This is a genomic window from Bacillus sp. FSL R5-0576, from assembly GCF_038004765.1.
In the GTDB taxonomy this organism is placed as follows: Bacteria; Bacillota; Bacilli; order Bacillales; family Bacillaceae; genus Bacillus; species Bacillus subtilis.
Genome location: NZ_JBBORU010000001.1, coordinates 2216001 through 2229117, shown reverse-complemented (window position 1 = coordinate 2229117; position 13117 = coordinate 2216001). Strand labels below are relative to the sequence as shown.

At 44.4% G+C, this 13117-nt stretch carries 13 protein-coding genes; 10 read left to right on the top strand and 3 right to left on the bottom strand.

What is annotated here, in order from left to right; translation table 11 throughout:
• The first annotated feature begins 13 nt into the window (after nt 1–13).
• From buk to bfmBB, 5 genes are read left to right on the top strand one after another with little or no spacing between them, the layout of a single operon-like run.
• Nucleotides 14–1105, top strand: coding sequence for a butyrate kinase (gene buk / locus NX903_RS11325; protein WP_003230311.1), 1092 nt, complete (start codon nt 14–16; stop codon nt 1103–1105).
• 20 nt (nt 1106–1125) lie between these two features.
• Nucleotides 1126–2550, top strand: coding sequence for a dihydrolipoyl dehydrogenase (gene lpdA / locus NX903_RS11320; protein WP_086344054.1), 1425 nt, complete (start codon nt 1126–1128; stop codon nt 2548–2550).
• A 21-nt stretch (nt 2551–2571) separates the two neighbouring features.
• Nucleotides 2572–3564, top strand: a complete 993-nt coding sequence (gene bfmBAA, locus NX903_RS11315) for a 3-methyl-2-oxobutanoate dehydrogenase subunit alpha (protein ID WP_004398565.1) — start codon at nt 2572–2574, stop codon at nt 3562–3564.
• Nucleotides 3565–3577: 13 nt separating this feature from the next.
• A complete protein-coding gene (gene bfmBAB / locus NX903_RS11310) occupies nt 3578–4561 on the top strand; it encodes a 3-methyl-2-oxobutanoate dehydrogenase subunit beta (RefSeq protein WP_004398638.1) in 984 nt (327 codons plus the stop codon).
• A gap of 22 nt (nt 4562–4583) precedes the next feature.
• The gene (bfmBB, locus tag NX903_RS11305) at nt 4584–5858 is read left to right on the top strand and encodes a branched-chain alpha-keto dehydrogenase complex dihydrolipoyllysine-residue (2-methylpropanoyl)transferase (protein ID WP_086344053.1); all 1275 of its coding nucleotides are present in this window, start codon (nt 4584–4586) and stop codon (nt 5856–5858) included.
• Nucleotides 5859–5912: 54 nt separating this feature from the next.
• On the opposite strand, the gene bmrR is transcribed toward bfmBB, so the two are convergent.
• From bmrR to NX903_RS11290, 3 genes are all read right to left on the bottom strand, one after another.
• Nucleotides 5913–6749 (bottom strand): multidrug efflux transcriptional regulator BmrR, encoded by an 837-nt coding sequence (gene bmrR / locus NX903_RS11300; protein WP_003230325.1) that lies wholly within the window; start codon nt 6747–6749, stop codon nt 5913–5915.
• Nucleotides 6750–6821: 72 nt separating this feature from the next.
• Nucleotides 6822–7991: a multidrug efflux MFS transporter Bmr gene (gene bmr, locus NX903_RS11295; protein ID WP_086344052.1), complete on the bottom strand. Its 1170-nt coding sequence runs from the start codon at nt 7989–7991 to the stop codon at nt 6822–6824.
• A 100-nt stretch (nt 7992–8091) separates the two neighbouring features.
• Entirely contained in the window at nt 8092–8985 is an 894-nt protein-coding gene (locus NX903_RS11290; protein ID WP_086344051.1) for a diacylglycerol kinase family lipid kinase, read from the bottom strand.
• A gap of 159 nt (nt 8986–9144) precedes the next feature.
• Between NX903_RS11290 and brxB the strand changes: the two genes are divergently transcribed.
• The 5 genes from brxB (at nt 9145) to NX903_RS11265 (ending at nt 13111) form a co-directional block, all read left to right on the top strand.
• On the top strand, nt 9145–9582 hold the full coding sequence (brxB, locus tag NX903_RS11285; protein ID WP_003226477.1) for a bacilliredoxin BrxB: 438 nt from the start codon (nt 9145–9147) through the stop codon (nt 9580–9582).
• A 267-nt stretch (nt 9583–9849) separates the two neighbouring features.
• Nucleotides 9850–10617, top strand: a complete 768-nt coding sequence (artP, locus tag NX903_RS11280) for an arginine ABC transporter substrate-binding protein ArtP (RefSeq protein ID WP_004398706.1) — start codon at nt 9850–9852, stop codon at nt 10615–10617.
• 80 nt (nt 10618–10697) lie between these two features.
• Nucleotides 10698–11357 (top strand): arginine ABC transporter permease ArtQ, encoded by a 660-nt coding sequence (gene artQ / locus NX903_RS11275; RefSeq protein ID WP_003230340.1) that lies wholly within the window; start codon nt 10698–10700, stop codon nt 11355–11357.
• Nucleotides 11350–12072 carry an arginine ABC transporter ATP-binding protein ArtR gene (artR, locus tag NX903_RS11270; RefSeq protein ID WP_086344050.1) on the top strand — a complete coding sequence of 241 codons (723 nt, stop codon included), beginning with the start codon at nt 11350–11352 and terminating at the stop codon, nt 12070–12072. Before artQ ends, artR begins: the two co-directional genes overlap by 8 nt.
• 70 nt (nt 12073–12142) lie before the next feature.
• Nucleotides 12143–13111 carry an aromatic acid exporter family protein gene (locus tag NX903_RS11265; RefSeq protein ID WP_014480207.1) on the top strand — a complete coding sequence of 323 codons (969 nt, stop codon included), beginning with the start codon at nt 12143–12145 and terminating at the stop codon, nt 13109–13111.
• Nucleotides 13112–13117 lie beyond the last annotated feature (6 nt).

Sequence of the window (13117 nt, the reverse complement as noted above, 5' to 3'; positions counted from 1 at the left end):
TGATCTGGAGGTTATGAAAGTGCTACATGACGAAAAACGCATTCTCACAATTAATCCAGGCTCAACTTCAACGAAAATCGGTGTTTTTCATAACGAAAGAAGCATTTTTGAAAAAACATTGAGACACAACATAGAAGAGCTGCAGCGATTTGACCGAATTATTGATCAGTATGAATTTCGTAAAAACCATATTCTCGAAACGCTTCATGAACAGGGAATCAATATTTCAAAGTTTGATGCAGTCTGCGCAAGGGGCGGCCTTCTCCGGCCAATTGAAGGCGGGACCTACGTAGTGAATGATGAGATGATTGAGGATTTGAAAAGCGGCTACGCCGGTCAGCATGCTTCTAATCTCGGCGGCATTATCGCGCGGGAAATCGCTGACGGCCTGAATATCCCTTCGTATATCGTCGACCCTGTTGTCGTAGACGAAATGTCAGTGCTTGCGAAAGTTTCAGGCATGCCTGAAATTGAACGGAAAAGCATTTTCCATGCGTTAAACCAAAAAGCTGTCGCTCGTAAAGCGGCAGCCTCTCTTGGCAAACGATATGAGAACATGAAAATGATTATTACCCATATGGGCGGAGGTATTACAATTGGCGTCCATGACCGCGGGCGAGTGGTGGATGTCAATAACGGCCTGCACGGCGAGGGACCATTCAGTCCTGAACGAGCAGGAACAGTGCCTGCGGGAGATCTTGTTGATCTATGTTTTTCAGGGGAATATACAAAAGAAGAAATCATGAAAAAGCTTGTTGGCACCGGCGGACTTTTAGGCTATCTCGGTACAAATGATGCAGTAAAAGTGGAACAGATGATTCAAGGGGGCGATGAAAAAGCCCGCTTCATTTATGATGCCATGGCATATCAGGTAGCAAAGGAAATCGGGGCAGCCAGCGCGGCGTTAAAAGGCGAAGTTGAAGCGATTGTGCTGACGGGAGGCCTTGCGTACGGAAAAAGTTTTGTTTCTGCTATCAGATCATACATAGATTGGATTTCAGACGTTTTAGTCTATCCGGGTGAAAATGAACTGCAGTCTCTTGCCCAAGGGGCGCTCAGAGTATTGCAGGGCGAAGAGCAATCCAAACAATATCGTATTGAATAGACAGACAGGAGTGAGTCACCATGGCAACTGAGTATGACGTAGTCATTCTGGGCGGCGGTACCGGCGGTTATGTTGCGGCCATCAGAGCCGCTCAGCTCGGCTTAAAAACAGCCGTTGTGGAAAAGGAAAAACTCGGGGGAACATGTCTGCATAAAGGCTGTATCCCGAGTAAAGCGCTGCTTAGAAGCGCAGAGGTATACCGGACAGCTCGTGAAGCCGATCAATTCGGAGTGGAAACGGCTGGCGTGTCCCTCAACTTTGAAAAAGTGCAGCAGCGTAAGCAAGCCGTTGTTGATAAGCTTGCAGCGGGTGTAAATCATTTAATGAAAAAAGGAAAAATTGACGTGTACACCGGATATGGACGTATCCTTGGACCGTCAATCTTCTCTCCGCTGCCGGGAACAATTTCTGTTGAGCGGGGAAATGGTGAAGAAAATGACATGCTGATACCGAAACAAGTGATCATTGCAACAGGATCAAGACCGAGAATGCTTCCGGGTCTTGAAGCGGACGGTAAGTCTGTACTGACTTCAGATGAGGCGCTCCAAATGGAGGAGCTGCCACAATCAATCATCATTGTCGGCGGAGGGGTTATCGGTATCGAATGGGCGTCTATGCTTCATGATTTTGGTGTGAAGGTAACGGTTATTGAATACGCGGATCGCATATTGCCGACTGAAGATCTAGAGATTTCAAAAGAAATGGAAAGTCTTCTTAAGAAAAAAGGCATCCAGTTCATAACAGGGGCAAAAGTGCTGCCTGACACAATGACAAAAACATCAGACGATATCAGCATACAAGCGGAAAAAGACGGAGAAACCGTTACCTACTCTGCTGAGAAAATGCTTGTTTCCATCGGCAGACAGGCAAATATCGAAGGCATCGGCCTAGAGAACACCGATATTGTTACTGAAAATGGCATGATTTCAGTCAATGAAAGCTGCCAAACGAAGGAATCTCATATTTATGCAATCGGAGACGTAATCGGTGGCCTGCAGTTAGCTCATGTTGCTTCACATGAGGGAATTATTGCTGTTGAGCATTTTGCAGGTCTCAATCCGCATCTGCTTGATCCGACGCTTGTGCCGAAGTGCATTTACTCAAGCCCTGAAGCTGCCAGTGTCGGCTTAACCGAAGACGAAGCAAAGGCGAACGGGCATAATGTCAAAATCGGCAAGTTCCCATTTATGGCGATTGGAAAAGCGCTTGTATACGGTGAAAGCGACGGTTTTGTCAAAATCGTGGCTGACCGAGATACAGATGATATTCTCGGCGTTCATATGATCGGCCCGCATGTCACCGACATGATTTCTGAAGCGGGTCTTGCCAAAGTGCTGGACGCAACACCGTGGGAGGTCGGGCAAACGATTCACCCGCATCCAACGCTTTCTGAAGCAATTGGAGAAGCAGCGCTTGCCGCAGATGGCAAAGCCATTCATTTTTAAAAGCATAAAGGAGGGGCTTGAATGAGTACAAACCGACATCAAGCACTAGGGCTGACTGATCAGGAAGCCGTTGATATGTATAGAACCATGCTGTTAGCAAGAAAAATCGATGAAAGAATGTGGCTGTTAAACCGTTCTGGCAAAATTCCATTTGTAATCTCTTGTCAAGGACAGGAAGCAGCACAGGTAGGAGCGGCTTTCGCACTTGACCGTGAAATGGATTATGTATTGCCGTACTACAGAGACATGGGTGTCGTGCTCGCGTTTGGCATGACAGCAAAGGACTTAATGATGTCCGGGTTTGCAAAAGCAGCAGATCCGAACTCAGGAGGCCGCCAGATGCCGGGACATTTCGGACAAAAGAAAAACCGCATTGTGACGGGATCATCTCCGGTTACAACGCAAGTGCCGCACGCAGTCGGTATTGCGCTTGCGGGACGTATGGAGAAAAAGGATATCGCAGCCTTTGTTACATTTGGGGAAGGGTCTTCAAACCAAGGCGATTTCCATGAAGGGGCGAACTTTGCCGCTGTCCATAAGCTGCCGGTTATTTTCATGTGTGAAAACAACAAATACGCAATCTCAGTGCCTTACGATAAGCAAGTCGCATGTGAGAACATTTCCGACCGTGCCATAGGCTATGGGATGCCTGGCGTAACTGTGAATGGAAATGATCCGCTGGAAGTTTATCAAGCGGTTAAAGAAGCACGCGAAAGGGCACGCAGAGGAGAAGGCCCGACATTAATTGAAACGATTTCTTACCGCCTTACACCACATTCCAGTGATGACGATGACAGCAGCTACAGAGGCCGTGAAGAAGTAGAGGAAGCGAAAAAAAGTGATCCCCTGCTTACTTATCAAGCTTACTTAAAGGAAACAGGCCTGCTGTCCGATGAGATAGAACAAACCATGCTGGATGAAATTATGGCAATCGTAAATGAAGCGACGGATGAAGCGGAGAACGCCCCATATGCAGCTCCTGAGTCAGCGCTTGATTATGTGTATGCGAAGTAGGGAGGAAGAACAAATGTCAGTAATGTCATATATTGATGCAATCAATTTGGCGATGAAAGAAGAAATGGAACGAGATTCTCGCGTTTTCGTCCTTGGGGAAGATGTAGGAAGAAAAGGCGGTGTGTTTAAAGCGACAGCGGGACTCTATGAACAATTTGGGGAAGAGCGCGTTATGGATACGCCGCTTGCTGAATCTGCGATCGCAGGAGTCGGTATCGGAGCGGCAATGTACGGAATGAGACCGATTGCTGAAATGCAGTTTGCTGATTTCATTATGCCGGCAGTCAACCAAATTATTTCTGAAGCGGCTAAAATCCGCTACCGCAGCAACAATGACTGGAGCTGTCCGATTGTCGTCAGAGCGCCATACGGCGGAGGCGTGCACGGAGCCCTGTATCATTCTCAATCAGTCGAAGCAATTTTCGCCAACCAGCCCGGACTGAAAATTGTCATGCCATCAACACCATATGACGCCAAGGGTCTATTAAAAGCGGCAGTTCGTGACGAAGACCCAGTGCTGTTTTTTGAGCACAAGCGGGCGTACCGTCTGATAAAGGGCGAGGTTCCGGCTGATGATTATGTCCTGCCAATCGGCAAGGCGGACGTAAAAAGGGAAGGCGACGACATCACAGTGATCACATACGGTCTGTGTGTCCACTTCGCCTTACAAGCTGCAGAACGTCTCGAAAAAGATGGCATTTCAGCGCATGTGGTGGATTTAAGAACAGTTTACCCGCTTGATAAAGAAGCCATCATCGAAGCTGCGTCCAAAACTGGAAAGGTTCTTTTGGTCACAGAAGATACAAAAGAAGGCAGCATCATGAGCGAAGTAGCCGCAATTATATCCGAGCATTGTCTGTTCGACTTAGACGCGCCAATCAAACGGCTTGCAGGTCCTGATATTCCGGCTATGCCTTATGCGCCGACAATGGAAAAATACTTTATGGTCAACCCTGATAAAGTGGAAGCGGCGATGAGAGAATTAGCGGAGTTTTAAAGACGTAAGGGAGGATAAAATCATGGCAATTGAACAAATGACGATGCCGCAGCTTGGAGAAAGCGTAACAGAGGGGACGATCAGCAAATGGCTTGTCGCCCCCGGTGATAAAGTGAACAAATACGATCCAATCGCGGAAGTCATGACAGATAAGGTAAATGCAGAGGTTCCGTCTTCTTTTACTGGTACGATAACAGAGCTTGTGGGAGAAGAAGGCCAAACCTTGCAAGTCGGAGAAGTGATTTGCAAAATTGAAACAGAAGGCGCGAATCCGGCTGAACAAAAACAAGAACAGCCAGCTGCTTCAAAAGCCGCTGAGACGCCTGCTGCAAAAAGTGCCGAAGCAGCTGATCAGCCCAATAAAAAGCGCTACTCGCCAGCTGTACTCCGTTTGGCCGGAGAGCACGGCATTGACCTCGATCAAGTAACAGGAACAGGTGCTGGCGGGCGCATCACACGAAAAGATATTCAGCGCTTAATTGAAACAGGCGGCGTACAAGAACAGAAGGCTGAGGAGCCGAAAACAGCAGCTCCTGCACCGAAGTCTGCATCAAAACCTGAGCCAAAAGAAGAGACGTCATATCCTGCGTCTGCAGCCGGTGATAAAGAAATCCCTGTCACAGGTGTAAGAAAAGCAATTGCTTCCAATATGAAGCGAAGCAAAACAGAAATTCCGCATGCTTGGACGATGATGGAAGTCGACGTCACAAATATGGTTGCATATCGCAACAGTATAAAAGATTCCTTTAAGAAGACAGAAGGCTTTAATTTAACGTTCTTCGCCTTTTTTGTAAAAGCGGTCGCTCAGGCGTTAAAAGAATTCCCGCAAATGAATAGCATGTGGGCGGGGGACAAAATTATTCAGAAGAAGGATATCAATATTTCAATTGCAGTTGCCACAGAGGATTCTTTATTTGTTCCGGTGATTAAAAACGCTGATGAAAAAACAATTAAAGGCATTGCGAAAGACATTACCGGCCTAGCTAAAAAAGTAAGAGACGGAAAACTCACTGCAGATGACATGCAGGGAGGCACGTTTACCGTCAACAATACAGGTTCGTTCGGCTCTGTTCAGTCGATGGGCATTATCAACTACCCTCAGGCTGCGATTCTTCAAGTAGAATCCATCGTCAAACGCCCGGTTGTCATGGAGAATGGCATGATTGCTGTCAGAGACATGGTTAATCTGTGCCTGTCATTAGATCACAGAGTGCTTGACGGTCTCGTGTGCGGACGATTCCTCGGACGAGTGAAACAAATTTTAGAATCGATTGACGAGAAGACATCTGTTTACTAAATAAGCAAAAAGAGCATTTTTTGAAGTTTTGTTTCAAAAAATGCTCTTTTTCTATTATTCAGCGATTCGTATTTTCATTTCGACACGATATTCTTCTTGTTTTTTCGGGGAGTAATGGATCGGTATGATTAACTCGTATACATCACTGACAACTGTTAATTGGCGGTCTGCGATATACTTGATAAGCTTCTGTAAGTTGAGAAAATAATGTTCAGGCGAAAAATTATACGCGATACACGCATACCTCCCTTTAGGGATTGTTGTGATTTCCATATCCGGCGTAATTGATGAAATCTGTTTATTCGTCAATACAGGCGTGAAAATATGACGGTAAGTCATTTCATCAATGCTGGTGTAGGGCTGAAAAGAGAAAGTAGCACCGTAGCTATTGTTCGTAAATCCATCTGCTGACTCGATAAATTTTTTTAATTTGCTGTAGGAGGCATTGAGCACGTTTTCAGGCCCGATACCTTCTGCCTCTGTCTGAATGATCCGTATTTCTTCTTCATCTAAAACAAACACCTCACCGAGCGCGGGATATTCCATCTGCCGTTTCATCCGCTTTTTCACCAATGAAATGGTTTGCTCCAGTGCTGATAAAAAGTCTAATTTCTCCCTGATTTGCCTCTCCTGCTCTGTATAAAAAGCAAACAGTTCTTCCATCTCTAAGTCCTGTGCTTTTTTCATCTCCTCTAAAGGTGTGCCGATATATTTCAATGATTTGATCAAATCCAGATGAATGAGCTGAGAATCTGTATAATAGCGGTAGCTGGTATCCGGGTCGACGTAGGCGGGTTTAAATAAATCAATTTTATCGTAATAACGGAGCGCTTTTATCGACACGTTTGCCAGTTTTGATACTTCCCCAATTGAGTAATACGATTCCTTCATGCCATCACTCCTTCTGTCATCAGTATAAAGAAGAAGCGCATTCTTTGCAGTACACAAAGAATACGCTTCTTATCACGTGCTGGCTTTAAGATGTGCAGGCGCTTTCCAAGCAATGGTCAGTGCAATCCCTATGGCTAAGGTGACCGTTGCAAAGTAGAAAGGATAGTTTACATCTAAATCGAACAGCATTCCGCCGATAATAGGCCCGAATACATTGCCGATACTTGTAAACATTGAATTCATACCGCCGGCAAATCCTTGTTCATTTCCCGCAATCTTTGACAGGTAAGTCGTTACTGCAGGCCGCATGAGATCGAATCCGACAAATACGGTGACTGTCACCAGCAGAATCGCAACATATGAATGTACCGTTGTCAGCAAGAATACCAGACTCGTCGAGAGAATTAAGCTGTACCGAATTAAATGGATTTCGCCAAACCATCTTGTGAAGCGGTCGAATAAGACGACTTGCGTAATGGCGCCAACAATCGCTCCTCCTGTAATCATAATGGCAATGTCGCTGGCCGTAAAACCGAATTTATGATCCACGAATAATGCAAATAAAGATTCAAATGATGCTAAACCAAAAGACGAAATTAAGATAATGAGAAAAGCTATGAAATACATGGGGGCAAAAATCCGTTTAAAGCCTGTCTTCTGTCCTTTTATTTCCTGATTTTCAGGGTTTCGTTCCGGCTCGCGCAGCGTGAGGATTGATAAAATGGCTGCTAACAGTGCAAAAGCTGCCGCAAAGAAAAAAGGCAGCCGGGAATGGACCTCTGCTAAAAATCCCCCGATGCCGGGGCCGATAATAAATCCTGTTGAAATAGCGGCTGACATATAACCGAGCGCTTTCGGCCGTGTTTTAATGGTCGTGATATCTGCGATAAAAGCCGTGACCCCAGGCATAATGAAGGCTGCGCTGATACCGCCCAGCATACGGGAGATAAATAACATCTCCACTGTTTTTCCAATGCCGAATAAAAACTCCGACACACTAAAGAACAATAGGCCGATCACGATCATGATCTTGCGCCCGAAGCGATCAACCCATCGTCCGGCTATTGGTGAGACAATGAGCTGTGTAATAGCGAAGCAGGCAACCATATAGCCGACCGCAGTCCCTGATAAATGCAATTCATTCATAATGGTCGGCGTTACTGGAATCACAAGCCCGATCCCCAAAAAAGCAATAAATAAATTGGTTAATAATATAGTTAAGGTAATATTTTTCTTCTCCATATGACTTCCCCTTTTTCAAGTGTGTATCCCTTATACTGTAAGACCTCCTCCTAGGGGAGAGTCAACGGATTTGCAAAATCTTTCTAAAGCCTTATGACAGTTATTCATTTGCGGGAACAAGCATGTCGATATGCTGCGGCAGGACCTGAATGACTGCGGGTGTATGTGTATAAACTTCTCCATCCATATCCGCCTTTTTGGCAGTGTCTGTTTCAATCTCGATACGGGAGGCCTGGACATAGGACAGCTCTCCGGTAAAACGATCAATTGAGCCCTGTTCCATGCTCATCAGCTCCCGCAGCGCGGTGAGGTTGGTGTTGCGGCATATGAGAACATCAAGTAAGCCGTCTTCAATACTGGCATCGGGCAGAGGAATTCGATTCGTTCCAATGTATTGGCCATTCATCACAAGCAGCATAACGGCTTCTTCTTTAATTTCTTCTCCATCAATTTTTAATGTCATCGGAAACGATGCAGCGGATGAGACGGTTCGCAAGGCACTTGTAAAATAGCTGATTTTTCCCAATAATGCTTTTTCCGTTTCGTTGATTTGATTCGACGTTTCTGCAATTAAGCCGATCCCCCAGAAATTCAAAAAATAACGGTCATTCATCTGACATACGTCTACGCTGGTTTTTTTTCCTGCCATAAGTGCTTCCGCGGCCTTTGCAAGATTTTGAGGGATGCCAAGCACTCTTGAAAAGTCGTTGCACGTGCCGCCGGGCAAAATTCCGACAGCGGGTTTTCTTTCTAGAGCGCTGATAGCATTTATGCATTGATGGATCGTGCCGTCGCCGCCGAGAATGAAGACGGTGTCGACAGAATCATCAATGGATCGGCAAAAATGATACGCATCATCCTTTTTCTTTGTCTGCTTAATAATCACCTCATCTAAATCGTGAGATAAAACCGGCACCACAGCACCAAGTGCTTTTTCTATATTTTTGTTGCCGGCATTTCCGTTATGAATCAGTAACGCTTTCCTGTGGCTCATATACAACTGCTCCTTTATTTTACTTCTAGTTATATAATCCCCTTTTCTGTAAGCAGTAAACGAAGAGCAAAAAAAGTGCACGGCGAAGCAAAGTCATTTGCCGATATGGACGTTTCCTTGCTATCATAAGAACAGATGATGAAAAAGGAGAGGTCTTCATTGAACATGGACTTTAATTTATTTATGAATGATATTGTCCGCCAAGCGAGACAAGAAATAACAGCTGCCGGATATACCGAGCTTAAAACAGCCGAAGAGGTGGATGAGGCACTTACGAAAAAAGGAACGACGCTCGTCATGGTAAACTCTGTTTGCGGATGCGCCGGAGGAATTGCAAGACCGGCAGCCTACCATTCCGTTCACTATGATAAAAGACCTGATCAGCTCGTCACCGTTTTTGCCGGACAGGATAAAGAAGCGACAGCGCGTGCGCGTGACTATTTTGAAGGTTATCCGCCATCTTCTCCGTCCTTTGCGATTTTGAAAGACGGAAAGATCATGAAAATGGTAGAGCGTCATGAAATTGAAGGCCATGAGCCGATGGCCGTAGTGGCAAAGCTGCAGGAAGCCTTTGAAGAATATTGTGAAGAAGTATAAGACGAACAACCCGGATGCTCAAAGCAGCCCGGGTTTTTTTGTGCATAAATTTCCAAGGATATATGAATAAATATTAAGGGATTATTCAATCGGATTGTACAGCGATTTAATTTTTATCTAGTAATATCAGAAGAGATCACTGGAAAGATAAGCTTAAAGATAATTTTTAAAAATAGTATTGCATAAAAATGAGAAACTGTTTAAAATACAAATTAACGAATAAATATTCAAATACACCAAAAGTAATGAATACGGGGGAAATGGATCATGAAAAAATGGCTCTTATTACTTGTAGCTGCTTGCATCACCTTTGCATTAACTGCGTGCGGCTCAAGCAATTCAGGTTCAGAAAGCGGAAAGAAAAAATTAATTATGGGTACTTCGGCGGATTACAAACCGTTTGAATATAAAGAAGGAGATAATATTGTCGGCTTTGATGTAGAGCTGGCAAAAGCTCTGGCAAAGAAGGCAGGCTATGAAATTGAAGTGCAGGATATGGACTTCAACAGCTTAATTACAGCGCTTAAATCAAAACAGGTGGATCTCGTTCTGTCAGGAATGACACCAACGCCTGAGCGTAAAAAACAAGTTGATTTTTCCGATGTGTATTACACAGCGAACCATATGATTGTCAGCAAAAAAGACAGCGGCATTCAATCTTTGAAAGACCTGAAAGGAAAAACAGTTGGCGTTCAGCTTGGCTCTATTCAGGAAGAGAAGGGGAAAGAGCTTTCTCCGGAATATGGTTTTAAAACAGAAGACCGCAACAGAATTTCTGATTTGGTGCAGGAAATCAAATCTGACCGTTTCGATGCCGCGATAATTGAAGACATTGTTGCAGAAGGGTATTTCAAATCAAATGATGACCTGCAAGGCTTTGTGATTCCTGATGCGAAAGCGGAAGAAGCCGGTTCAGCAATTGCTTTCAGAAAGGACAGTGAACTGACAGACAAATTCAATAAAGCGCTCAAGGAAATGGAAGATAACGGAGAGCTTGAGAAATTGAAGAAAAAATGGTTCACTGGCGAGAAGTAAAAAAAAGCGGCTCAACTTTTTCGTTGAGCCTTTTTATTGAATAGGAAACTTTTTTCCTGTAAGAAAAGGAGACAAAGGCTATGAATTTGGATTTTTCAGCAACGATCCCCCAAATTCCTTTTATATTAGAAGGCTTGGCAATTACATTAAAAATTGTTGTTGTATCTGCTATTATCGGACTTATACTCGGTATTGTGCTAAGCTTATGCAAGATCAGCACATTCCGCCCGTTTATCTGGATCGCTGATTTTTATACATCAGTGTTCCGAGGCACGCCTTTAGTGCTGCAGCTTATGATTGTCTATTTTGGCCTTCCTCAGCTGCTCGGATTTCAAATTGACCAGTTTTGGGCTGCGGTTGTCGCATTGTCTTTGAATTCCGCCGCTTATGTATCGGAAATTATCAGAGCCGGAATCAATGCCATTGATAAAGGGCAAAAAGAAGCTGCTGTTGCACTCGGTGTCCCGTATGGAAAAATGATGAAGGATCTGCTGCTGCCGCAGGCCTTCAAAAATATATCACCTGCAATTGTGAATGAATTAATTACGTTAACAAAAGAATCGGCGATCGTTACCGTCATCGGGCTTGGTGATGTCATGAGACGCGCATATCAAGCTGGCGCCGCCACTTACAATTACCTTGAGCCGCTCATTATCGCGGGATTGATTTATTATGTGCTTGTCCTGATTTTAACGTTTATCGGCAAGGCTGTAGAAAGGAAGCTGAAATCCAATGATTAAGGTTGAAAAGCTGTCAAAATCATTTGGGAAACACGAAGTATTAAAAAACATTTCAACAACAATCGCTGAGGGTGAGGTTGTTGCCGTGATCGGTCCTTCAGGCTCAGGCAAATCAACGTTCTTACGCTGTTTAAACCTGTTGGAAAAGCCTAACGGCGGAACCATTACAATAAAAGAAACAGAGATTACGAAGCCAAAAACCAACACATTAAAGGTCCGGGAAAACATCGGGATGGTTTTTCAGCATTTTCATCTCTTTCCGCACAAAACGGTTCTCGAAAACATCATGTACGCGCCTGTCAATGTAAAAAAAGAATCAAAACAGGCTGCACAGGAGAAAGCTGAGGACCTGCTCCGCAAAGTCGGTTTGTTTGAAAAGCGAAATGACTATCCAAACCGTTTGTCTGGCGGACAAAAACAGCGTGTCGCGATTGCCAGGGCTCTTGCGATGAACCCGGACATCATGCTGTTTGACGAGCCGACCTCCGCCCTTGATCCGGAGATGGTCAAAGAAGTGCTACAGGTGATGAAAGAGCTGGTCGAAACCGGCATGACCATGGTGATTGTCACACATGAAATGGGCTTCGCAAAAGAAGTGGCAGACCGCGTGCTGTTTATGGACCAAGGAATGATTGTCGAGGACGGCAATCCGAAGGAATTTTTTATGTCGCCAAAATCCAAAAGAGCGCAGGACTTTTTAGAGAAAATATTATAGAATATAAAAAAGAAGAAGGCTGGCCGCCTCTTCTTTTTTATTGAAGAAACAAATAGAAATGGAGTCCGACATGTTTAAAATTGGTTACCGCACAATAAAGACCGCGCTTGGAACAGCTTTGGCTATTTATATAAGCCAGTTATTGCATTTGCAAAACTTCGCATCAGCAGGAATCATCACCATTTTGTGCATACAAATCACACAAAAACGGTCGCTTCAGGCCTCATGGGCCCGCTTTGCGGCATGCTGTCTGGCAATTGTTTTTTCTTATCTCTTTTTCGAGCTTATTGGCTACCACCCGTTTGTGATCGGAGCGCTTCTTTTGATATTCATTCCGATAACGGTTCTGTTAAAAATTAACGAGGGTATCGTCACCAGTTCCGTTATTATCCTTCATTTATACATGTCCGGCGGCATTACGCTTGCTTTCATCTGGAATGAAGTTCAGCTGATTACGGTTGGCATCGGCGTCGCTCTATTGATGAACTTGTATATGCCTAGTCTTGATCGGAAACTGATTGCCTACCGCAAAAAGATAGAGGATAACTTTGCTGTCATTTTTGCAGAAATCGAACGGTATTTGTTAACTGGTGAGCAAGATTGGTCAGGAAAAGAAATTCCGGAAACGCACCAGCTCATTACGGAGGCTAAAAACCTGGCATATCGAGATGTGCAAAACCACATTTTGCGTTATGAAAATCTGCATTATCATTATTTTAAAATGAGAGAAAAGCAATTTGAAATTATTGAACGCCTTCTCCCTAAAGTGACATCGATCTCCATCACGGTAGATCAGGGAAAAATGATCGCTGAATTTATTCATGATTTGCGGGAGGCGATACACCCTGGGAATACAGCGTATAAATTTCTGAAAAGACTTGCTGACATGAGAAAAGAATTTGAGGAGATGCCGCTTCCTGCGACTAGAGAGGAATTTGAAGCGAGGGCCGCTCTCTTCCATCTTCTCGGCGAAATGGAACAATATTTAGTGATTAAAAGTTATTTTAAAGGAATAAAAGCGCAAAAATCACTCGGATGATTCGCA

Coding starts and splice junctions, on each gene's coding strand:
- bfmBAB (WP_004398638.1), top strand. CDS start 3,578: ATGTCAGTAATGTCATATATTGATGCAATCAATTTGGCGATGAAAGAA.
- buk (WP_003230311.1), top strand. CDS start 14: ATGAAAGTGCTACATGACGAAAAACGCATTCTCACAATTAATCCAGGC.
- bmrR (WP_003230325.1), bottom strand. CDS start 6,749: ATGAAGGAATCGTATTACTCAATTGGGGAAGTATCAAAACTGGCAAAC.
- NX903_RS11290 (WP_086344051.1), bottom strand. CDS start 8,985: ATGAGCCACAGGAAAGCGTTACTGATTCATAACGGAAATGCCGGCAAC.
- NX903_RS11265 (WP_014480207.1), top strand. CDS start 12,143: ATGTTTAAAATTGGTTACCGCACAATAAAGACCGCGCTTGGAACAGCT.
- artR (WP_086344050.1), top strand. CDS start 11,350: ATGATTAAGGTTGAAAAGCTGTCAAAATCATTTGGGAAACACGAAGTA.
- lpdA (WP_086344054.1), top strand. CDS start 1,126: ATGGCAACTGAGTATGACGTAGTCATTCTGGGCGGCGGTACCGGCGGT.
- bfmBAA (WP_004398565.1), top strand. CDS start 2,572: ATGAGTACAAACCGACATCAAGCACTAGGGCTGACTGATCAGGAAGCC.
- artQ (WP_003230340.1), top strand. CDS start 10,698: ATGAATTTGGATTTTTCAGCAACGATCCCCCAAATTCCTTTTATATTA.
- bfmBB (WP_086344053.1), top strand. CDS start 4,584: ATGGCAATTGAACAAATGACGATGCCGCAGCTTGGAGAAAGCGTAACA.
- bmr (WP_086344052.1), bottom strand. CDS start 7,991: ATGGAGAAGAAAAATATTACCTTAACTATATTATTAACCAATTTATTT.
- artP (WP_004398706.1), top strand. CDS start 9,850: ATGAAAAAATGGCTCTTATTACTTGTAGCTGCTTGCATCACCTTTGCA.